The sequence below is a fragment of the Chryseobacterium sp. BIGb0232 genome, assembly GCF_024810195.1.
GTDB classification, from domain to species: domain Bacteria; phylum Bacteroidota; class Bacteroidia; order Flavobacteriales; family Weeksellaceae; genus Chryseobacterium; species Chryseobacterium pennae.
Window position 1 is genome coordinate 38,262 of record NZ_JANUEH010000005.1, and the last position, 19,844, is coordinate 58,105.

Sequence of the window (19,844 nt, forward strand, 5' to 3'; positions counted from 1 at the left end):
AGAAGTATTTGAGAGATTTTAGAATTTTTTTATAGGTTATTTTTCACGAAAATAATCTAAAAATTAAACTTAAGAAAATTGAAATGTAAAATATTTTTCACCACAATGTAAGCACTGAAAAGCAGCTATTTCTCTCAGACTTTCCGGGCTTCCATAAGTTTTAAAATCATAATACTTACTTTTTTCTTTGACCCCTTCTTCCCAATACCTGTAATTTTCACTGATGTTATACAGGTCATCATTATTTTGTGGATAACCTGTAAATTCAGTGATGTTTTCACAACAAAGAGGCATATCAGGTTTTTGCATAAAAAATGGAATATCCGGAGTACGATTATACTGTTTTATTAATATCATTTTGAGTGCTGCTGTCCGGGTATCAGAAAGGGTAAGTGAACGCACATATTTCTCAATAATCTCTTCATACAGAAAACTGCAGGTATGCATCATAGGTTTAGAGTGCAAACATTCATAGCAGGCAGCATAAATATCATCATCAATCTCACCATTTTCAAGAGTAACCTGCCCCTGGTAAGGGTATAAATCTACATGGGAATCTCCACATACATGACATTCTGTATAATATTCATCAAGTTTTTCAACAACCTGATCAGCGATAAGTTCAAAAAGTTTTCCCATTTGATTTTTTAATTCAATTTATTCAAGCGGATTGATCAGTATAAAAGCTTGCATGATCTTTACCCCCTATATTTTTAAACTCAGGAGACGATATAATTTCCAAAAGGTATTGGATTTTTTTTCCTGATTCAGGCTAAGTTCTATGGTTGTAGAGGCCATGGTAAAAAGATTAAAAATGACAGAAGTCTTATTCTTTGTCTTTATAGATATTCCAGAAGTTGAAATCGGTCATAGGAGCATCCGTGATACCGACATTACGGCCCATTGTCACAATCTGTCCTCTATGGTAAGTTCCGTGAAGAACAACATGTTGAATGTATTCATATTTTGAAAAATCACATTGAAACCACTGAGATTCTATTTTTACATTTTTTGACAATTCCTCTTCAGATAAGGTTTCCACATAATCTACCAGCTTTTGAGAGTTACTCCTTATGTTGCTAAAAACTTCTTCTTTGCTGGTCTCAGCGGTGGTTTTGGCAAAATCGAAATCATTGTTTCCAGAAATATGGCTCCACCAGTATTCCTGGGTCTGCCAGATATGATGCAGGGTCTTTAAAATAGTGGAAAAGCTGGATATAACTTCCTGATTAAGCTGTTCATCGGATTTTGTGGATAACCAGTCAATGTATTTATTAACTACCCAATTGTTGTACTGAACTGTTTTGGTGATTAATGTTTTTAAGCTCATGATATTAATATTTTGGTTTTAAAATGGGAATTAAAGTCCGAAATGCCTATCCCTATCATTGTTTTCAGGATTAATAAGCGCCTTATTGCTGTAGGTTGCTGCTTCAAATTCATTGATATTCACAGAGAGAAAAGAAACGTCAGGAAGTAATGCTGTCAGCCGGGTGACAATCTGTGTCGAAAGATCTGCTTTTTGTTCTGTGCTGCGCCCTTCCATAATATATCCAAAGACATGCAGAAAGTTGTTCTTATGCTTTCCCAACCGATAATACTGATAAGGCTGAAGTCTTACCTTGATATCATCAGCAGCAAATAACCCTGCAGACTCGGCTACTGTATATACGGCATCCATAATTTCATCGGAGGTTCTTTGCCAGAGGACATCCTGTGAACATTCAATGATGAAATGAGGCATACGAAATATTTTGTAATATGATTTTTGTCATGTAAAAATAAGAAAAATATGAATCCCTGTTTCAAATAAGATCCCGTTCTGATAATAAAGTTTTTGTATGGCTGTAATTGTGAAAATTAAAATAAAAAGCCCGGATAGCAGATCATCCGGGCTTTTAAAAAATATGATAACGGTTTTTTATTGAACAGATTTTTTAATATTGTACTGAGGTTTTATGGGATCAGACATATCCAGTAGAATATCATACTGACCCTCTTCTCCAATCAGAAAATCATAAGCATTAAGTGCAATAGTCTTTCCATCGTTATTTAAACCAAGATTGTAGCCCCAATCATTATCCAGTCTGAATTTTAGCTTACCCTTTTTCAGATGATAATTTTTGAGAAAATAGAGATTCGGTTTTTGAGTATCTGCCTGCAAAGGGGTATCTTTTCCGTCCCATCCGCCTGGAGTTGCATCTCCGATAATTCCCCATAGATAAATATCTGTTGTCTTTGTTCCTGTTTTTACAGTTCCATCGCGAAGCTTAACCATCACAGAATTAATTTTTCCTGTTTCATCCGGTTTGAAGGTGAACGTAACATTGTCATCCAGCTGAAATGAAGTATTACTGACAGGGAATAGTGAACATATAGGATATCCATTTTCTCTGAATAGAACCTGCCCGTCCAGAACAGTTACATAAAATTTAGTGTTTCCAGCAGAGTAAATTCCTTCCAGTTTTTTTAGTTCCTGTTGATTAATTTTTACAGCAGTAGGAATCTTATAAGGCTTATGATATATTATATTTTCAATCTTCGGTACGATGATATCTGTATGTGATAATGTAGAATTTGACAGGGCGATGAAACAAATATCATCCTCCAGAATTTTGTAATATATGCTCCGGTAGCCGGGACCACCACCACCATGCCCAACACTTTTTTTACCATTATTAATGATGACATCACTGCCCAATCCATAATGATCGTTAAGGTAAGGTGTAAACATTTTTTCAGTAGTTTCCTTTTCAAGAATTGTATTGTTTTTAAAAGACTCATTGAATTTGAAAAGATCGCCAACAGTAGAATACATTGCACCTGCTGCAAATGGATGATCTGTTTTAAAACGAAAGGCTTCGGTAGATGCATGGTCTAATAAAAAATCATATCCAAAGGCTTTGTTCTCATCTGTAACAGTATTAAAGTGGAAACCGGTATGATTCATCTGCAGAGGTTTAAGAATATAGCTTTCAATAGCCTTGTCATAATCCATTCCGGTCACTTTTTTAATGATATATCCTAGAATATAATATCCGGAGTTGGAGTAGTCCCATTTTGTATTAGGTGGGAAATTCAATGGTTTTGCCGAAATATATTTGATGAATGTTTCTTCATCTACCGTATTTTCTGAGCCTGTTTCATTAGGAATTCCTGAAGTGTGGGAAAGAAGATTCGCAATGGTGATACTGTCTCCTTTGGGAAAATCTGGATAATATTTGGAAAGTTTGTCGCTGATCGATAATTTTCCTTCTTCTTCCAGCTTCAGAATGACTGTGGAAGTGAACATTTTTGTGGTGGAAAAAATTCTGTAAAGACTTTTGTTGGTATTTTTTTCTTTTTTAGGACCGTTTCTGTAGCCGTAACTTTTTTCGAAAATAATTTTTCCTTTTTCAGCGACAAGAACAGTGCCGCTGAATTTGCCTGCTTTATCATAAGCTTCCAGTAATTGCTCAATTTGTTTAGTTTTTTGTGAAAAAACAGGGTTGGCTGCCAAGAGTAGGAGAAGGTAGGTTAAAATAACTTTCATGTATCTTTTTAGATAAGACAATTATAAAAGAAGTAGTATTACATTGGGTTTTGAAAAATAATTGGATTATTTGACATCGGTTCCGGATAAGTATTTTTGATTCGTATGAATAAGAGATTATTTTACTGTCTTTATTTTTAATACTATTTAAGAGATTCAAAAGGAATTTTATTTTCAAAGGCTAATTTATTTTTGAGTTTTTCAGCGTAGGTATGTGCAAATTTTTCTTTTTCACTTGTGGGAAGACTGAAATAGTGATTTATTCTTTTTTCTTTCTTATCATCTTCCTCGTCTTCGTTCCCAGGTCGTTCTACAATTCCCAAATAGTGAACATAATGCCCAAATTCATGAGGCAGAGTTCTGTAAAGTTGTGTGTTTCTGACCAATTCAGGCTTGAATTCAGTGATGAAGTTCCTTTTGGTTTCGGTAAAAATATGACCATCAGTTTTTAATCTTTCAAATTCCTGCTGATCTTCAATACTTTGTTTTTTAGGCCAGGATAACTGTCTTTCCAGATCAATGGCATCTAAAATAATAGCGGGATAATATTCATCTTCAAATTCGTAACTATAGATGAGTCTTCCCCAGACAGGTGAAAGAATTTCTTCTTTTCTTTTCGGCTGTCTGAGAATGATAAATCTTAGTTCACCATAATCTTCGGAGGGAATCTGTTCAATAATTTTCTGAATATCATCAATAGAGCAGGAATGAATAGAATGTTTGCGGGGTTCCTCAACAATAAACAAAAATTCATGGTTGTTGATGATCCGTACTTCTTTTTTATAATGGGTAAGCTGTTCGTAAAATGATTGTAGAGTTCCGTAAGGTGAAGAAATCTTTAGCTTGTTGTTCTGGCCGTAACCTTGGATTTCGGTTCCGATGTTTTTATTTCTTCTAGTAGGGTTGTACATTTTAATAGTTATTTCGTCAGTAAAAATTATCTTATTTTGAGATGCTTAATTCCAACACCATTCTTTTTTTATTTTATCAGCTATTTCATCAGCTTTTTCTTTTGTAATCCAGTCTACAATTCTTTTCTCCCCGTTTTTGTCTGCCAGTACAACAGAATAGGTAGCTCCTGTCCATGAAAAATGATAACGAACTCCGAATTTATACTTTTCTATTCTCTGATCTATTGTCTGAATATCCTTAATTTCCTGTTTCAGGAAGGTGTTGGGAGCCTTAAATAATTTATTTTTATGTATTACAGTTATAGAATCCGTTTCAATCTTGAGAATGGTTTTTCCAAAGGTATTCCACAGCCAAAGATATAGGAACAGAATAAAAAAAGCTACAAAAGGAGATACTGTGAAGATATAACTCAATGCGGAAAGTAAATAGGTTTTTTCAGCGGCTGTCAAAGGAATTATAACTAAAATAATAAAAAGGAGTATAACTAATGCAAGGCTTGTGATAAGGGTCATCAACCAATTGGTTCTGTTTTGTATTTCAATGGTAGCAGGCATTTTTAAATGTTTTTTGTTATTTAATATTCAGCGTGATGGTCTGTATTCGATGAGAAAAGTGTTTTTATATTCTGTCCAGTTTCTGTAACCCAACCTTCCGCTTAGCTATATAAATTCTTTTTCAAGTTCAAAAATTTTTATTTTTTCTTTCCCTTTTTGAAAAGTTATCCATGAAGAATTGCAGTCATATTCCTAATATATCTTTGCTTCATTCTGCAATAGGGTAGCCTCACAGGAAATTACATCTTTCAGTTCCGGTTTTTGTGAACAACTGCATTGCTGGCTATAAAAGGACGAAGAAAATAATAAAATGAGTATTAACAGGTATTTCACGATCGTTACAGTTTCTCAAAATATTTTCCTTTAAACTGATAACGGATCTTTTTAGCAGTAACCTTAGAATCAGCCTGAATTACAGGAATACTGATGATTTTATTTTTAGGGTCATATTCAATCTCGTAATCTCTACCTTCATAATTTCTGTTGGCTGAAGCGGTAAGATCTACTTCATATCCCAGTTGGTTTTTTATTCCGCTTAGTGTTTTGATGAGCTGGGCTTTGTCATTCAATTGTCCATTGTCAATGGAAAAAACTTTAATATTATGATAGCTCATCCCTGAACTCAGAATTGCTTTGTTTTGAGCAAGATAGTATTTTTTGTTTTCTGAAATAATATCATTGATCTGATAATAATAAGATCCCGGGTCTCCTTCACCCTGGTTTTCTCCAGCCTTCGAATATACTTTTTGATCAGACTTATACTGAAATATATTTTTAAAGAAATGCATAGTTCCGCCGGTCCAGGTATCCCAGGAATAGATCCGGAATTTACCGTCTTCTGAGGTTGCAATGATCAATCCGTTTTTTTCAAGAAATTTGAAATCATTGGTTATGGTTTGAGGATGAGAAGAAGTGTATCGAACTAATAATTTTTCAAATTTTGTGTTGGCAGCAGCCAAAGAATCATAAGAATTTTTAAAATCTCTGCCTTCAGAAGACCAATAATTAATTTTTTGAAAGGCTTCATTCAGTTGTTTTTCAATGACCGTTATATTTTGTCCAAACCCTAAATGGATCGTGCATAAACAGATGAAGCCAAGTATTTTTTTTGCATTCATGATAATAAATTTTGTGGGTTATGAAAATAATAGATTTTTTTAAAATTTCAGTAGATTTCTTATACTCAAACTTTTAAACTTCAATATAATTTCAGTGTTTCAAAAAAAGGGTTAAAAAAACGAACCTCAGTTGCTATTTTTTACATTTTAACTGAAATACATTTCCTTCAGGATCTGTCCCGTCACACAACCAGAAATCATAGTTCTCAAAAGTTTTGACTTCCCTCATATGTACGTTTTTTGACAACAGTTCATTTCTTGCAGTCTCAATATCGGTGTCTGCTTCAAAAACAAGTTTGGTATTGTTGTCAAACTGATGGCCATTTCCTATTTTTTCCAGGTACTGATCTCCGATTTTATGAAGTCCGATATTAACAGTTCCGGCATTCATCAGAACCCAAATAGAGTCCTCTTCAAGAACTTTGAAATTAAAATTTTCAACATAAAAATTTCTAAGTAGACTGGTATTTTGTACATACAGGATGACAGATTCTAATTTTATATTCATGGTTAGGGAGATGTTGTATTTGAAATTAAAAATAATACCATAACTGATTGATATGCTGTTTGCTATCCTAATATTCGTTGACGAGGGAATAATTTCAGTTTTATGGATGATAAATAAGCTGTACTACACCGGATTTAAACACATTGGTTTCCATAAGTTTTAAATTCAATCTTTCCTTCAGATCTTCAAAAAGAGGTTTTCCGTTTCCTAAAGCAACAGGATGTACAGATATTCTGTAAACATCAATCAGGTTATTTTGAATGAACGTTTTAATAAGACTTGCACCACCATACAGCCAAATGTCTTTTCCGCCCTGTTTTTTTATTTCTGAAATTTTTTCGACAAGATCGGAGTGGATGAACGTTGCATTCTTATCCTCCCGGTTTTGATTTGAAAAGACGAATTTATTTTTTGAGTGGATGGTTTTCCAGAATTCATGTTCTTCCGGGGCTGCATTTTCGTCGGGCAGATAATTTCCCCATGCATCGTAGCTTACCCGGCCATAGAAAATGGTGTCGATACCAGAGATAAAGCCATCAAAATCCATATCATCATCCAGAATGCACCAATCGATTTCTCCGTTAGGCCCTTCAATGAATCCGTCTAAGGTTGTCGCTAAATCCAGGATGATTTTTTTCATAATAAAAGTGAATGATAATAGGGGTTAATGATTTTTCTAATAGTAATGAAAGATAAGTATAATTTACTTTTCTTTTCTTAAAAACCCTATTGATCTACAATCTTTATTTGTGGTCTGTAACTCCTATTATCACTCCGAAGTCTCCGTCTGTCTGTATCCAGTTTTTTTCAGGAAGATATGCTCTGGAAACATAACCGTCAAGATACAGTGCATTTTTGCAGCCCATTTCTTTAAAAAGCTGTGCAAAACTATAAAAGTTGATTTCTTTTTTAGACATAGCGAAAATAATCTCTCCATTTTCCAGAATACCAACACCGTTCCTGATATTCAGGTTTTTAGAATCTTTTTGAAAGATAGGATTTATTTTTCCGTCAATTAACAACATTGGCCCGGATTGAGTGGCATATTTGATTGTCGTATTGTGTGTATATTTTTTTGTTTCGGAAATTCCCGGCTCATTGTTTTGAGTTAAATAAAATATTCCGTTAGGCTGAAGGTAGAAGTTTCCTGAGCCCTGTAATGTATCTATAGGTTTTAAAATTTTAAAATTTTCAATATACAGTCCTTTTGGAAGATTATCTGCTTCAAACATTCCGCCGTTCATGGCGAAAAGTAATTTTTCATTCCTGGATTCTACATCATTTTTCAGATTTTTAATGCTTTTCAGAATTTTATTTTGACTGTCCTTCCAATATAATTTTACATTTTGTTTTTTAGGATCAGCCTGATAAATGACGAAGTTGTTTTTGTCCTGTATCTTTTCTCTACAGGAGATGATGAGGAGGAATAGGAGTGCAAGAAAGTAGTTAGATTTTATAAACATATCAATTTCTGTTGCTATTCGTAATAGGAAAGATGCCCTTATGGATTTATGACCCCACTTTTTTAATAAGTTTCCATTCTTTTTTATGATACTGATAGGTTAACACGTCCCTCTGGGAATATGCCGTACCGAAGTTATAGAGAACATCTATTCTTACAATGTTGCCAAAGTAATTGCTGAATGTGAGATAAATAGAGTGGGTATTTTTTAATGAAAAAGGTTTTCCAGGGTAGGGTTGATAAAAATATTTTTGACTTTCTGTTCCTCCATGAGAAGCTGATAAAATGTATTGATAGACTTCTTTGTTGGGAATTCCCATTTTTTCATTGATGAAATAGAGAGTATTATGCACATCCCCTCTTAATCGTTTGAAAATAATATTTTTATGAGTAATATTACTCAATTTGTTAATCGTTTTGATATCCCAAAAATTATTCTCATCATAATTGGGGTTGGTAAGGTTCAGATTGTGGTGACATTCTGTAATAAAGTCGAAAGGACAACCTCCGGTAATATTGATGATTCCTGTCATGATAATGATCAGGTTGTCGGAAGGGATGTTGTTCAGATTGAGATCTTCTATGGCAAGTTCGCTTAATGTGCTGTAATCTATTTTATTTTTTTCGGCAGTGAGTTTATCATAGTATATTTTTCCTTCTTTATAAAATTCTGTACAGTCGGATACTCCCAATGTATCTTTTGGCTTTCTTTGCGCAAAAGAGAGAATACTGACCAATAAAAATAAGAAGATAATAAGGGGTTTCATAGGTTTGTTGGAAATTGCTAATCTAATTATTTTTCAATCGTTTTAGTCTCCTGCGTAGGATCAAAATAATTATTAAAAATATAAGAATGACGATGATTGAGAAAAAGGCAATCATCTTTAAACTTTTATTTTCACTACGGATATCAGAAAGTTCTTTGAGATGCTTCCCTATCATATTTTCAGATACATTAATATCTTCATCAATAAGGTCATCAGTTACTGTTGGTGTACTTGTCTTGGTTTTTTTTAACTGAGTCAGATAATCATTGCTCAGTATTTGCAGTTCTTTTAACTCTTCCGGTGTGAGCTGGTCCAGTCTTTTTTGTACCAGGCAGTGATCAGAATAGAGGTAACCGGTATCTTTACTGATATAGGCGAATATCAGATATTTTCCTTTTTTGGAAAACAAAACATCACATGAGTGAAGCTGAGAATGGAAAAGAGTAGCATTTTCATTATAGAAATCGTCATAAAAATCCGGTTTATACACCTTGCTGATTTTTACTTTACTCAGTGTGTTTTTAGAGGTTTTATATCCATTGGGAGCTTCTGAAACATCATAAACCTCACCGATAAAAACAAGAGTAGCAGTGTTGAAAGACTCTTTTATAGTGGGCTCATTAGCACATTTACAGGCAAAAATGTGCAGCGGAAGAAAAAAAGTTAACAGGAGAAATTTATATTTCATTACGTTTTGTAAGTTTACTGAGCGTTTTTAAGTTCCATTTGCATATCCAGGACCTTTTGCGGAGTATCTATATGTTTTTCCAGGTCTTTTACTTCCAAACGGTTCGTTCTGCTTTTATACATAAACCCTTTGAAAAGATATTTTTCAACTTCAAGAGGGAATGTATCCGGATTTTTTTCAATAATAGAGCGGGTAATATGGTCAATCGTTTCTTTCATATCCCTCAACGAGTCTTGTAGTTGATCTTTCCATTCCTGTAAACCATTCAGAAAACCAACGATTTCCTCCTCTTTAATATAGGCAAGCTTTGCAAGCTGTTTGTCTATTTCCGTGAAGGTCATTTCGTTCCAGTTCTTATTTTTTAACACCGGAATTTGCCATTTTTTCTGCTCTTCAGTCCAGTAATTTTTCTGGGCTTTTACCTGATGAATCTGAAATGACGGAAGCTCAATCGCGGTTAAATAATTTCCATGACAGCTTCCTGTATCTATTCCGTAGGTATTGTTCAGGATTTTGGGATAGTCTCCTACTACATGATGGCCGTAGATAATAGGTTTTTCACCTTTATAAAACTCATTCCAGTAAGTATTCTCGGGATATTTTTTCTCTAAATACCGATCGCCTGAAGTGGTGCCGGATAAAACCTCTTCTTTTTGTTCTTCCAGCTTTTTATCATGTTCAAAAAAAGCATGAATGATGATGGCATCTTCCGTTTCGTAATAATAATTCAGGTTTTTTACCCAATCAATAAATTCAGAATACTGTTCTCCAAACTGTATTTTTACAATTTCCTGAGCGTAGCTTAAAGTTCCGTTCAGGTGTTTTCTTTCATGGTTGCCCATCAAAACCACTGAGTTCGGGCGATTTTTAAAATATTCGTAAACTTCTTTAGATTTATTACCTCTGTCAACGAGATCTCCCAGGGAAATCAACAGGTCTTCGTCTTTTAGATTAATGTTTTTTGTCAGGGTTATGAGTTCATCATAACAACCGTGAATGTCTCCGATTACAAAGGTTCTCATGGTTTTGTTTATTGTTTTGCAAATATAATATCAATATATATTCCGGCGGTATTATAAGTTTTAATTCTGAACTGCTGAGGGGATTCTATTTTATATTTTAAATTGAAAATCATATCCTCCGAAAACAGTTCAAAAGATTCGGGTCCTAAAACATAAGGATATTGATAATTTTTTTCGTTTTTTAAATGTATTGTAAAGTTTTCCAGATCCAGATTAATGTGATTGATCGAGCTGGTGGGGATATCCAGCAATTTTTCAAATTCTGTACTCTTCAGGAATTCCTGATTAATAGGATCTTTTTGATCAGCATCACTGCGAAGTTTTTTTTCCAGCTTTATGATCTTCCAGTTTCCGATAAGCTGATTTCTGTTTTTCTGAGCCTGTTCAAATTCGTTGATGGCTGTATCTATATCCTCCGATTGAACCTGTTCTTTGATAAACCTTCCGTAATATTCATTCCCTTTTACCTCAATAGTGAGGCTGTCGATAATGTTGATAGAATAGGTATTTCCTTTAGCATCTGTAAACTTGTTATTCTGAATATCCAGGTTTTTATTAAGGACATAATTTTTCCCCCACCATGTGGTCTGAGCAAGTAATTTTCCGTTTTTAAAATGTAAAAATTCCCGCCAATGGTCATTGTTTTTTACTTTTAAAGAATCAGACATCCACTCTCCGTTCAGAAAAGCTGTATCAGAATTTTTCTTTGAACAGGAAAGCTGTAAAATTGAAATGAGTATGATGAGCAGGAGGGGTTTCATTGCTATAGTTTTTTCTAATGTACAAATTATATCGGGTTGATGTAAATAAAAAATCCGTTCTGTAATATTGAACGGATTTGTTGGTACAGATCTCCAGATATATACTGAAACTGTTATTGTATTTTACTTCTTTTCATATTTTTTAAAAAGAGCATTGTCATACGGAATAAACATGGATAATGATTTTGCTTCCCACATTCCTCCTTCGGCAGCCTGATAAAAATCATACGAGTTATCCAGGAAATTCTCTCCATCAGGTGCTTCCTGCCAATCCTGCTTATCTCTGTTGTATAAAAGAATCATACAGCTTACACAACGGTAGTTATCTTCTTTATTAGGGTTTTCATAACATTTTCCGATCTTTATATTCAGTTTTTGATTGATAATAACATCTGTCAGCCGTCTGTCTGTTAATCTGATCAAAGCGATTTGAGCATCCTCATCATCCGGGCCATTTTTTGCGGGCGTTAATTTTTCGAAATGGGCGTTCTCAATCTTTTTTAATTCTTCTGCTTTGGTTTTTCCTGTTAAGAGATCAATATTATATGGGTGAAAATCAGGTGGTGTTTCAGCTACTACCGTAACCATATCTCCTGACGGGTTCTCTGTAAGGAGTTTCTGATTGGTTTCATAATTTTTCCAATCCTCATCGTTATATGTTACATATTGAATAATTTTATAAAATAAGTTTTCTCTTTCATTCACTTTTATAAAATAGCTGGAGATGAGAAATACTACAAGAATTCCAAGGGTGATCCCTATAATCTTAAATGCCTTTTTCATATTGATAATAAATTGTTTTTAATCTTTATTGAGTTTGTAATCTTACCCAGTTCAGGATAAAAAGTAAAATAAATGTTCCTGCTATATAAAACTGTACTTTGTTGACCTTTCTTGCTCCAAATTTCCAGACGCAGATTCTGTCTGCAATGATAATGAAAACAACGGGAATTAACCCTAATAATATATACATTCCTGCCAGTCCATCTGCCGCGGAAACACTGGTGAAGGCTGTATAAGAAAAAAATAATCCCACAAGAAGAGATAATGTCCCTAGGATGAGGAATAAAGTAAGTTTACTGGTCATTTTTGGTGCTGTTTCCATGATTGGTGCTGATGAATTTTGCGATAAAATTAAGGATTTTGTTCGTAGCCGTATCGTATTGCTGCCTCAAGTGTTTTAATATGGATTTCTTTCAGGGCCTTAAATTTTATACAGTAACCTGTTATACTAGCTTTTCCTATCTTGTCACCAAAGGTTCTTGATAAATAGGTTTTATCATCAATTCCCAGGATATAAACAGATATTCCTGCTGTATTGGCGCTTATTCCGATTCTGTAGAATTCCTTTGTTTTTCCATCTGCATATTGCATGGTACGATGTCCATAACCTATGTTGGGATTGGAAACAATTTTACCATCACTATTTTTTCCGTCCAGAAACCACAGTTTACAATCAGGTATAAGTTCCAGAATGATGCGGTGAAGTTCCTGTATATCCATACACTTAGATTCTGGCTGACTGTTGATGTATTCTGAAATTTGTTCCTGGATAGTCATATAAAATGGTGATTGATAAAGAGGTAAATATAAGATTATTTAAGCCACTGCAGTTCGATATCCTATAATCTTAAATGTCTGATGATAAATTGTTTTTAATCTTTATTGAGTTTGTAATCTTATCCAGTGCAGGATAAATGTTCCTGCTATATAAAACTGTACTTTATTGACCTTTCTTGCTCCAAATTTCCAGACACAGATTCTGTCTGCAATGATAATGAGAACAACGGGAATTAACCCTAATAATATATACATTCCTGCCAGTCCATCTGCCGCGGAAACACTGGTGAAGGCTGTATAAGAAAAAAAGTCCCACAAGAAGAGATAATATCCCTAGGATGAGGAATTAAGTAAGTTTACTGGCCATTTTTGGTGCTGTTTCTATGATCAGTGCTGATGAATTTTGCGATAAAATTAAGAATTTTGTTCGTAGCCATATCGTATTGCTGCCTCAAGGGTTTCAATATTAATGTCTTTCAGTTCTTTAAATTTTATGAATAAACCGGTTATACTGGCTTTTCCTATCTTTTCACCAAAGGTTCTCATTAAGTAGGTTTTATCATGAAGTTCATTGATAGCAATAGTTATTCCGTAGGAGCTGGCGTCCATTTCGATCTTAGGATATTCCTGGGGGATGATGGCCATATCTTCTGTGAAGCGAAGTCCATAGCCTATTCTGGTATGAGAGAAAGTTGGTCTTTCATCATTTTTTTCATCGTCTATAAACATCAATTTACAATCGGGTATAAGTTCCAGAATGATACGGTGGAGTTCCTGAAGATCCGCTTTTTGGTGTTCTGGATGGCTATTGATATATTCTGAGATTTGTTCCTGTACAGTCATATAAAGATGATTGATGAAGTGATAAATATAAGATTATTTAAGCCATTGCAGTTCTATATATTTTGTACAATCGTTTTTCTGATCATTAAAATTATCGAGGAGAATGGCTGAACCTCCTTCTTTTACAAATTCGTTAACCGTCTGGTATATTTTTTTAGCTTCAGCCGGGCCCTGTCCAAGCAGATCAAAAACAATATGATCCGTTTTTGAAAATGCTGCATATAAAGATAATAGCCGTTTAGGATAATTGGGAAGGGTATTGATCCTGGTTTCTTCGGTGATCCCATTGATGTCATAAATTTTTGTGGCATACGGGCTATCTGGGTTGGTAGTCTTTTTTAAAAATTCCCCAACGGTTACCGGATGGAAGAGTCTTCTGAATAATGGTTCCGTATATTGTTCCACGAATGTCAGATTTTTATGCACCATCACATTTGGATCCTTTACCTTACCGGAAAAAATATCACCGAGAAATGTTTTTGTCTGATGAAAATGGGCTCCGCCATATAAAAACAGAACCATAAATTCTCTACTGTTCAGGCTGAATGGGGGAATATGAAAAGTGTCTGTTTGTATTCCTTTATTTTCGATAAGCATTGGGGCAGGGCATTATTGAAGACTTTCAGTTATACTTGATGAAATCTTTATTTTAAGGTTTAATTCTTCACACTTATTATGATGGTAGAAAAGTATTAATCCAATAAATTATTAGTGTGCAAATAATCAAAAATCAGCTTATCAACTTCAGATATTTTATCTTTATCTGAATAACGAAGCCATTTTACTTCTTCAATTTCAGAATTTGCCTGTAATTCTCCTGAATATTCTCCCGAGTAGCAGGTCATTTTTACAAGGATACCTTCATCGTGGCTGTGAGCCTGTGCTTCAAAAGTTCCTACGTAATTAAGGGTTTTGGGATCCATTGTAACACTTAGTTCTTCACTTATTTCGCGAATCAGTGCCTGTTCATCTGTTTCTCCGGCTTCTCTTTTTCCTCCGGGAATATAATATTTGTCTTTTCCGTAGCTTTTTGTTGACAGGATGGCTTTGTCTTTTAATTCTATCCAGGCAAGCTTATCAATGATTTTGTTGGTCATTATAGTTTTGTTTTTATTATCTACAGGATTATTTTATAAATGTAAGGGTATTTTTTTATTTCTTCAACAAAATCCTGTCTGTATAGATATTCAGGTTCTCCAAAATAGCAGATGAAATTCAATTGGCGGGCAATTTCAGAGATTGTTTTTTCAGTTCCTTTTATTTCTCCTTCGGTCCAGTTGTTCCATGCTAATAAAAGATGTTCTTCATCTTTACTGAATTGATAAAAATCAAAATCAATCCCTTTATCAATGAGTCTATGATCATACTCAATATCCATATGCCAATGATCTGTTTTTAAAAGGCTGATGATGGAGTAGAAAGTATCGGTTTCTATATTGGTTGCAATTTTTGTTTCCATTTAATAGTCTCCTGATATAAGGATATTGGTTTCTATATCTGTATTGTGCGGAACCATAATAGACAGACCGTATTTATTCTGAACAAATTTTAAATTGTTTCCATTTAAGAAAGGTTCAATTTTTTTTTCTGCATTGTTCTTCAGCCCGAAAACCAGTTATTGGCCTGTACTGACAAAAGTGTCCAAATAGGCGTACTGTATGTCAAATAATTTGTCTTTGATTTTAAACATCAGTCTTAATTATTTGTTTCCCTTTTTCAAAATGGCTGTAATCACATCCGAAATTTCAAATAGCTTCCCGTTATAATTATTTCCCAATAAAATAATGGTGAAATTATCATTGAGGTCAGATACTAAAAGAGCTTCATAATTTCCGGCTCTTCCATCATGAGAGTGCTCCACTAATTTTTTGTTTTTAAATTTGGCTTCTCCCAAAGAGGATTGGGTATCCGGCAAATTAAATTGTTGTCCCAATTCAAACAACGAATTTTCATTGATTAGCTTCTTCGAATGAAGGCAATTCACAAATTTTAGCAAATCAGTTGTCGTTAAGAAAGTTCCGCCAACCAAGAAATCAGGTTTATCTTCTATTGATTTATTATTAAATCCTTTTGCCACCAATTTTTTATCAACAATAGGTGTGATCTCAGACGAATTCATTGTACAGGGCTTGAAAATATTTTGACTCACATAATTTTTGTAAGTCATTCCGGTAATTTTTTCAACAATAAACTGTCTTAGAAAAACATTGTTCATGTTGTAATCATATTGAGTTCCCGGAATAAAATCAAGTTTGTCGATTAATTTTAAATCATCGAAAACATCCTGATTACTTTTAATTTTTTTCCAGTTTACATTGGGCAGTCCGCTTGTGTATTGTAATAGATCTTTTATAGTTACTTCATGAGCCCACTGAGGCAATTCCGGAATATATTGGGAAACATGATCCTCAATTTTCAATTTACCTTGTTCTTGTAATTGCAATAAGGCGACACCACTAAATTCTTTGGTAATAGAGCCAATATTAAATCTGTAATCTGGGGTAAGTTTTTCCGTTTTTGCAGCATCAGCAAAGCCGAAAGCAGCATTGTAGATTATTTTATTATTTTTCGATACTAAAACAGTACCGTTAAAAACTCCGGATTGATTGACCGAGTTCATCAAAGAGTCTATTTGTGTTATTTTTTTAGTCTGGGCAAATACAGAATTGGTCAACAGTAAGAGAGCTGTGAAAAATAAGGAGATCTTTTTGGGATAGAGCATATTTGTTTTTTGAGGTAATTGGTTTTGTTTTGTAAAAGTTGGTGTTTTATCTGAATAAATCAAGAACATCAATCAATTTTTTTAGTATAGGTTTATTTATTCTTTTGTCCGGGCAGTTTTCATAATAATATCTTGGTGCATAATAATGATATGAACTCTGTCTATCATTCTGAATTAACGTAAGTTTAAAATCATTTTGATCCGAGATCCTACACATCGGAGGAGCATCCTTTAATTCAGGGATTTTAATCCTGAAATCTTCCTGTTTATATTTTAAAAGTTCAGATAAAAGTTCAGAATTGATAAGGGTGATTATTTTATCTTTTAAGGCTGGAGTCGGTTCAATTGTTTTTACAGTTCTCTTTAATTGATCATTCTTTACATAAGTGTGTGGCTGTTCTTCCTGATAAATGTTCAGTTCTCCATTTTTCTTTATAAAATAATAGTAAATAAAGTCATAAGCAGACCAGCCTCCATTAATTTCATAGATCAGGCAAATTTCATTCTGATTTAAACGTTGGGGAAGATCTGAGACAGGCCCTTTAATTTCATTTCTAAGATCAAGATTCGGAACCTGTGCATATCCAATGAAGCTAAAGCTGATAAGTATAATAAATAATATTTTTTTCATTTTTTATTTCTGATAAATGATGATGGGGATATTGGTTTTTAATTCCCATGAGTTTGCTGAGTTGTTCTTTTTATTAAAAAGTAATCTTTCATCGATTTTAGAAATGAATTTTTCCCAGCCGTGCATGGAGTCATTGATGATTATTTTTCCGAATACGGTTTCCATTAATAATTCTGTGTGAATATTTTCCAAAACGGAAGTTCTCTGAACGGTTATTCTAAGAATTTCATACCATTCAATCATGGTTATGAAATCATTGTTCCAAATATAGAATCCGGTTTCTGTATATTCAAAGATTCCATCGTCTTCCGATGTCTTGAGGAGAACTTTATGATAACGTTTGTTTTTATTCGGGTTTTTATCAGCATTCTTCACTATCAAGGCAAACAACGAACAGCCCAAAAAGTAGAAACATAACCATATAAGTATGTTTTTCTCTACCTTAAAGATGAGTATTGTAAAAATGATGAGCAGGATGGTATTTCCCAGAATTAGTTTTTTGGTCAGGTTCATATTTTCGCTAAGCTTTTCAGCAGTTTTAATAAAAATATAGGTAAGAGGTATCCCTGATTTCTTTGTGTGATGAGATGATGTTTAAGACCTCTTGATTAGAAGAATCATATTCATAATCTGTGGAGTTGACCAACGCGATGAGTTTAGGGTTTATCTCCAGTTCCTGATAGGCTTTCAAAACTTCATTTCCTGATACAATAAAAAAGACCTCCTCCAATTCAAGCCCGCTGTATGTTTTTGAATACAGAAATACAATTGGAGATTCTCCTTTGTTTATTTTTTCTTTATACTCATTTATTTTATTTCGATTCATGCTGTTTAATGGCTGAGTAGAAATGACCATGGAATTGCTTTCCATTGAAAAATGTAATCGACTTACATTATTTTCCTGTGGTTGTACAAAATTTACCTGCCGGGTAAATGGAAACACAGAATAATTTCCGGATTCAAATCTTTTTAGAAAAGCCTCAATTTTGGCTAATGAAGAATGGTCCAGTTCATACCGAACATCATCCAGCTCATTGAAATGGTTGTTGTTGTATGTACAGTTTATATGAAAATAATTTTGGGCGGTTTGATAAGGCCCAGCCACTACAATGGAATGTATTTCTTTATTAATGATGAAACAGACTGTTGTTCCGTCATAATGAATTTCAACTTGATGGTTTCCGGTTACTTCTAACTGATGCATTGTAAAGTGTGGTTATAGTTCTGGGTTCGACCGAATAGCTATGTTCAGATTATTGGCAGTACTTCTTTTTCAGCGGAAACTAAGTTAAATAAAAATGTGGAATTTACGGTGAAGCATTAGGGAATGATCTTTATTGTATGTTCGTTATTTTCAACTTAAAGATTTCCATACACTACAATATACTCTGCATATTCCAATTTATCATCGAGCCATTCAATCAGTTCATTCTTAAATTTTGCGACTTTCAATTCATCAGTTTTCGTCTGCATTATTCTATCGATTATTATTTTACAGGTGGTCTTGTCAAAATAATTATGTCCACAGATGTCAAAAGATACTTCCATCTCTTTATTCCAGGGATTTTCCAAAGGAAATACAGATTTAAATTCATCAATGACATAATCAAAGTCGGTGGTAGGAATGAAAGCATCGTTTCGTTTGGTTGTTTTGTAACATTCTCCATCCTGATCTTCTGGCCATAGAATATATCCGATTTCATTTCTTGGAGATGGAGCGTCCCTTGTCGTGATAATTATCTGTCTTGAATTGATTCTTTCAATAGCTTTTGTTATATCATATTGGCAGAGCTCATAATTTTCTCGTGCTGTATCAGGATCACATTCTGCTGAAATACTGATCTCCCTTATGTTATTATTATGAAACTCCTGTTCACTTATGTCAATATCGCCATTGTTTTTCTTCAACAGTTGTATGGTAACATCCAATGGGATTGTAATTTTATTTCTCAGTATTTTTATTTTTTCACTGTCCATAGGGTTGGGCTATAAAGTTTTCATAAGTATAAATATTCCTAAATACTTACTGTTTTCCTGCAGAATAGAGCATTGATTTGCTTTTTGAAATGAAATTATAAAAGGTTCTGCCTCCTTATTCAAACATTTTCTTTGTTGCATGGGGAATAATGAAATACATACTTTTTGTATTTCCATTTTCAAAAACAATATCAAGAATATCTAAAAAATCTCCGTTCTTGTCTCGCCCGGAACCCATTTTTCCGATCTTCATACTAAAGCCTTTTTTTAGAAAATCCTGACCATCAGTAGGGTTTAATGCAAAAGTAGGATTATTTTCATCCATTCCCAGTCCACTGTAGGCCATTGCCCGAAATATCATTTTTGTTTTTACCAGATACTGATCTGCAATTATTTTCCGGTCTGTTTTAAAATAGGCATAAGATGTTTCAAATAATGTTTTCAAGTCGAAAGGGTGGTCCTTTAGAAATTCATCTCCAAGCTGTATGACTTCATTATATTGTTTGTCATCATTCATCTGGTATAAGTTTCTGCCAAATTGAATGTCTTTATAGGGTTTATAAAATTTATTATCTGTAAAACCAATTAATAATGCCAGTACCTGCTTATCCGTAAGAGTGGAGTCCAGGTTATTATATCTTTTTAATAAGTGATCATAATGAAGGTCCGATTTTTTATTTTTTGTTTCCTTCAGGATATTGTCGAAATCTTTTTTATACTCAAATTTATTCTGAGCAAGGATTAACAGCGGAAAGAAGATGAATAAAATTAAGGCTCGCATGGTTTA

28 protein-coding genes are annotated in these 19,844 nt (G+C 33.7%); all 28 read right to left on the bottom strand.

Annotation, left to right across the window (positions count from 1 at the left end; translation table 11 throughout):
* Window positions 1–69: 69 nt before the first annotated feature.
* Window positions 70–639: a hypothetical protein gene (locus tag M2372_RS13340; protein WP_123320823.1), complete on the bottom strand. Its 570-nt coding sequence runs from the start codon at window positions 637–639 to the stop codon at window positions 70–72.
* A gap of 187 nt (window positions 640–826) precedes the next feature.
* Complete coding sequence (locus tag M2372_RS13345; protein ID WP_123320822.1) at window positions 827–1,330, bottom strand: DinB family protein; 504 nt, start codon at window positions 1,328–1,330, stop codon at window positions 827–829.
* 30 nt (window positions 1,331–1,360) lie between these two features.
* Window positions 1,361–1,744 carry a 5-carboxymethyl-2-hydroxymuconate Delta-isomerase gene (locus M2372_RS13350; RefSeq protein WP_123320821.1) on the bottom strand — a complete coding sequence of 128 codons (384 nt, stop codon included), beginning with the start codon at window positions 1,742–1,744 and terminating at the stop codon, window positions 1,361–1,363.
* Window positions 1,745–1,921: 177 nt separating this feature from the next.
* Window positions 1,922–3,532, bottom strand: a complete 1,611-nt coding sequence (locus M2372_RS13355; protein WP_123320820.1) for a serine hydrolase — start codon at window positions 3,530–3,532, stop codon at window positions 1,922–1,924.
* 143 nt (window positions 3,533–3,675) lie between these two features.
* Window positions 3,676–4,443 carry a hypothetical protein gene (locus tag M2372_RS13360; RefSeq protein WP_123320819.1) on the bottom strand — a complete coding sequence of 256 codons (768 nt, stop codon included), beginning with the start codon at window positions 4,441–4,443 and terminating at the stop codon, window positions 3,676–3,678.
* A 45-nt stretch (window positions 4,444–4,488) separates the two neighbouring features.
* Window positions 4,489–4,998, bottom strand: coding sequence for a hypothetical protein (locus tag M2372_RS13365; RefSeq protein ID WP_123320818.1), 510 nt, complete (start codon window positions 4,996–4,998; stop codon window positions 4,489–4,491).
* Window positions 4,999–5,336: 338 nt separating this feature from the next.
* Window positions 5,337–6,116, bottom strand: coding sequence for a hypothetical protein (locus tag M2372_RS13370; RefSeq protein WP_123320817.1), 780 nt, complete (start codon window positions 6,114–6,116; stop codon window positions 5,337–5,339).
* 133 nt (window positions 6,117–6,249) lie between these two features.
* A complete protein-coding gene (locus M2372_RS13375) occupies window positions 6,250–6,624 on the bottom strand; it encodes a VOC family protein (RefSeq protein WP_123320816.1) in 375 nt (124 codons plus the stop codon).
* Window positions 6,625–6,724: 100 nt separating this feature from the next.
* On the bottom strand, window positions 6,725–7,264 hold the full coding sequence (locus tag M2372_RS13380) for a dihydrofolate reductase family protein (protein ID WP_123320815.1): 540 nt from the start codon (window positions 7,262–7,264) through the stop codon (window positions 6,725–6,727).
* A gap of 103 nt (window positions 7,265–7,367) precedes the next feature.
* A complete protein-coding gene (locus M2372_RS13385; protein WP_123320814.1) occupies window positions 7,368–8,087 on the bottom strand; it encodes a phosphodiester glycosidase family protein in 720 nt (239 codons plus the stop codon).
* Between the two features lie 46 nt (window positions 8,088–8,133).
* Complete coding sequence (locus M2372_RS13390) at window positions 8,134–8,853, bottom strand: hypothetical protein (protein WP_123320813.1); 720 nt, start codon at window positions 8,851–8,853, stop codon at window positions 8,134–8,136.
* A 22-nt stretch (window positions 8,854–8,875) separates the two neighbouring features.
* Window positions 8,876–9,541, bottom strand: a complete 666-nt coding sequence (locus tag M2372_RS13395) for a hypothetical protein (RefSeq protein WP_123320812.1) — start codon at window positions 9,539–9,541, stop codon at window positions 8,876–8,878.
* A gap of 14 nt (window positions 9,542–9,555) precedes the next feature.
* Window positions 9,556–10,563, bottom strand: a complete 1,008-nt coding sequence (locus tag M2372_RS13400; RefSeq protein ID WP_123320811.1) for a metallophosphoesterase — start codon at window positions 10,561–10,563, stop codon at window positions 9,556–9,558.
* An 8-nt stretch (window positions 10,564–10,571) separates the two neighbouring features.
* Window positions 10,572–11,324, bottom strand: coding sequence for a hypothetical protein (locus M2372_RS13405; protein WP_123320810.1), 753 nt, complete (start codon window positions 11,322–11,324; stop codon window positions 10,572–10,574).
* A gap of 123 nt (window positions 11,325–11,447) precedes the next feature.
* Window positions 11,448–12,107, bottom strand: a complete 660-nt coding sequence (locus M2372_RS13410; RefSeq protein ID WP_123320809.1) for a hypothetical protein — start codon at window positions 12,105–12,107, stop codon at window positions 11,448–11,450.
* A 25-nt stretch (window positions 12,108–12,132) separates the two neighbouring features.
* Window positions 12,133–12,429 (bottom strand): hypothetical protein, encoded by a 297-nt coding sequence (locus M2372_RS13415; RefSeq protein ID WP_123320808.1) that lies wholly within the window; start codon window positions 12,427–12,429, stop codon window positions 12,133–12,135.
* Window positions 12,430–12,458: 29 nt separating this feature from the next.
* The gene (locus M2372_RS13420; protein WP_228455775.1) at window positions 12,459–12,827 is read right to left on the bottom strand and encodes a DUF1801 domain-containing protein; all 369 of its coding nucleotides are present in this window, start codon (window positions 12,825–12,827) and stop codon (window positions 12,459–12,461) included.
* Window positions 12,828–12,986: 159 nt separating this feature from the next.
* Window positions 12,987–13,202 carry a hypothetical protein gene (locus M2372_RS13425; RefSeq protein ID WP_123320806.1) on the bottom strand — a complete coding sequence of 72 codons (216 nt, stop codon included), beginning with the start codon at window positions 13,200–13,202 and terminating at the stop codon, window positions 12,987–12,989.
* A gap of 96 nt (window positions 13,203–13,298) precedes the next feature.
* Window positions 13,299–13,727, bottom strand: coding sequence for a DUF1801 domain-containing protein (locus M2372_RS13430; protein ID WP_123320805.1), 429 nt, complete (start codon window positions 13,725–13,727; stop codon window positions 13,299–13,301).
* Between the two features lie 33 nt (window positions 13,728–13,760).
* Window positions 13,761–14,324, bottom strand: coding sequence for a hypothetical protein (locus tag M2372_RS13435; protein WP_123320804.1), 564 nt, complete (start codon window positions 14,322–14,324; stop codon window positions 13,761–13,763).
* Window positions 14,325–14,419: 95 nt separating this feature from the next.
* Window positions 14,420–14,824, bottom strand: coding sequence for an NUDIX domain-containing protein (locus M2372_RS13440; protein ID WP_123320803.1), 405 nt, complete (start codon window positions 14,822–14,824; stop codon window positions 14,420–14,422).
* Between the two features lie 20 nt (window positions 14,825–14,844).
* The gene (locus M2372_RS13445; RefSeq protein WP_123320802.1) at window positions 14,845–15,186 is read right to left on the bottom strand and encodes a hypothetical protein; all 342 of its coding nucleotides are present in this window, start codon (window positions 15,184–15,186) and stop codon (window positions 14,845–14,847) included.
* Window positions 15,187–15,426: 240 nt separating this feature from the next.
* Window positions 15,427–16,518, bottom strand: a complete 1,092-nt coding sequence (locus tag M2372_RS13450) for a serine hydrolase (RefSeq protein ID WP_228455774.1) — start codon at window positions 16,516–16,518, stop codon at window positions 15,427–15,429.
* Window positions 16,496–17,080, bottom strand: a complete 585-nt coding sequence (locus M2372_RS13455; protein ID WP_123320801.1) for a hypothetical protein — start codon at window positions 17,078–17,080, stop codon at window positions 16,496–16,498. The genes M2372_RS13450 and M2372_RS13455 overlap by 23 nt, the downstream gene beginning before the upstream one ends.
* Before the next feature lie 3 nt (window positions 17,081–17,083).
* On the bottom strand, window positions 17,084–17,593 hold the full coding sequence (locus M2372_RS13460; protein ID WP_123320800.1) for a hypothetical protein: 510 nt from the start codon (window positions 17,591–17,593) through the stop codon (window positions 17,084–17,086).
* 25 nt (window positions 17,594–17,618) lie between these two features.
* Complete coding sequence (locus tag M2372_RS13465) at window positions 17,619–18,284, bottom strand: hypothetical protein (protein ID WP_123320799.1); 666 nt, start codon at window positions 18,282–18,284, stop codon at window positions 17,619–17,621.
* A 155-nt stretch (window positions 18,285–18,439) separates the two neighbouring features.
* Window positions 18,440–19,057, bottom strand: coding sequence for a hypothetical protein (locus tag M2372_RS13470; RefSeq protein WP_123320798.1), 618 nt, complete (start codon window positions 19,055–19,057; stop codon window positions 18,440–18,442).
* A gap of 115 nt (window positions 19,058–19,172) precedes the next feature.
* Complete coding sequence (locus M2372_RS13475) at window positions 19,173–19,838, bottom strand: DUF4919 domain-containing protein (RefSeq protein WP_123320797.1); 666 nt, start codon at window positions 19,836–19,838, stop codon at window positions 19,173–19,175.
* Between the last annotated feature and the right edge of the window lie 6 nt (window positions 19,839–19,844).

Excerpts from the sequence above, each read along its gene's own strand:
- M2372_RS13395 (WP_123320812.1), bottom strand. The coding sequence starts at position 9,541 with ATGAAATATAAATTTCTCCTGTTAACTTTTTTTCTTCCGCTGCACATT.
- M2372_RS13460 (WP_123320800.1), bottom strand. The coding sequence starts at position 17,593 with ATGAACCTGACCAAAAAACTAATTCTGGGAAATACCATCCTGCTCATC.
- M2372_RS13475 (WP_123320797.1), bottom strand. The coding sequence starts at position 19,838 with ATGCGAGCCTTAATTTTATTCATCTTCTTTCCGCTGTTAATCCTTGCT.
- M2372_RS13465 (WP_123320799.1), bottom strand. The coding sequence starts at position 18,284 with ATGCATCAGTTAGAAGTAACCGGAAACCATCAAGTTGAAATTCATTAT.
- M2372_RS13470 (WP_123320798.1), bottom strand. The coding sequence starts at position 19,057 with ATGGACAGTGAAAAAATAAAAATACTGAGAAATAAAATTACAATCCCA.
- M2372_RS13375 (WP_123320816.1), bottom strand. The coding sequence starts at position 6,624 with ATGAATATAAAATTAGAATCTGTCATCCTGTATGTACAAAATACCAGT.
- M2372_RS13370 (WP_123320817.1), bottom strand. The coding sequence starts at position 6,116 with ATGAATGCAAAAAAAATACTTGGCTTCATCTGTTTATGCACGATCCAT.
- M2372_RS13390 (WP_123320813.1), bottom strand. The coding sequence starts at position 8,853 with ATGAAACCCCTTATTATCTTCTTATTTTTATTGGTCAGTATTCTCTCT.
- M2372_RS13405 (WP_123320810.1), bottom strand. The coding sequence starts at position 11,324 with ATGAAACCCCTCCTGCTCATCATACTCATTTCAATTTTACAGCTTTCC.
- M2372_RS13355 (WP_123320820.1), bottom strand. The coding sequence starts at position 3,532 with ATGAAAGTTATTTTAACCTACCTTCTCCTACTCTTGGCAGCCAACCCT.
- M2372_RS13440 (WP_123320803.1), bottom strand. The coding sequence starts at position 14,824 with ATGACCAACAAAATCATTGATAAGCTTGCCTGGATAGAATTAAAAGAC.
- M2372_RS13380 (WP_123320815.1), bottom strand. The coding sequence starts at position 7,264 with ATGAAAAAAATCATCCTGGATTTAGCGACAACCTTAGACGGATTCATT.
- M2372_RS13430 (WP_123320805.1), bottom strand. The coding sequence starts at position 13,727 with ATGACTGTACAGGAACAAATCTCAGAATATATCAATAGCCATCCAGAA.
- M2372_RS13450 (WP_228455774.1), bottom strand. The coding sequence starts at position 16,518 with ATGTTCTTGATTTATTCAGATAAAACACCAACTTTTACAAAACAAAAC.
- M2372_RS13385 (WP_123320814.1), bottom strand. The coding sequence starts at position 8,087 with ATGTTTATAAAATCTAACTACTTTCTTGCACTCCTATTCCTCCTCATC.
- M2372_RS13420 (WP_228455775.1), bottom strand. The coding sequence starts at position 12,827 with ATGGATATACAGGAACTTCACCGCATCATTCTGGAACTTATACCTGAT.
- M2372_RS13350 (WP_123320821.1), bottom strand. The coding sequence starts at position 1,744 with ATGCCTCATTTCATCATTGAATGTTCACAGGATGTCCTCTGGCAAAGA.
- M2372_RS13410 (WP_123320809.1), bottom strand. The coding sequence starts at position 12,107 with ATGAAAAAGGCATTTAAGATTATAGGGATCACCCTTGGAATTCTTGTA.
- M2372_RS13415 (WP_123320808.1), bottom strand. The coding sequence starts at position 12,429 with ATGGAAACAGCACCAAAAATGACCAGTAAACTTACTTTATTCCTCATC.
- M2372_RS13455 (WP_123320801.1), bottom strand. The coding sequence starts at position 17,080 with ATGAAAAAAATATTATTTATTATACTTATCAGCTTTAGCTTCATTGGA.
- M2372_RS13435 (WP_123320804.1), bottom strand. The coding sequence starts at position 14,324 with ATGCTTATCGAAAATAAAGGAATACAAACAGACACTTTTCATATTCCC.
- M2372_RS13365 (WP_123320818.1), bottom strand. The coding sequence starts at position 4,998 with ATGCCTGCTACCATTGAAATACAAAACAGAACCAATTGGTTGATGACC.
- M2372_RS13445 (WP_123320802.1), bottom strand. The coding sequence starts at position 15,186 with ATGGAAACAAAAATTGCAACCAATATAGAAACCGATACTTTCTACTCC.
- M2372_RS13340 (WP_123320823.1), bottom strand. The coding sequence starts at position 639 with ATGGGAAAACTTTTTGAACTTATCGCTGATCAGGTTGTTGAAAAACTT.
- M2372_RS13345 (WP_123320822.1), bottom strand. The coding sequence starts at position 1,330 with ATGAGCTTAAAAACATTAATCACCAAAACAGTTCAGTACAACAATTGG.
- M2372_RS13360 (WP_123320819.1), bottom strand. The coding sequence starts at position 4,443 with ATGTACAACCCTACTAGAAGAAATAAAAACATCGGAACCGAAATCCAA.
- M2372_RS13400 (WP_123320811.1), bottom strand. The coding sequence starts at position 10,563 with ATGAGAACCTTTGTAATCGGAGACATTCACGGTTGTTATGATGAACTC.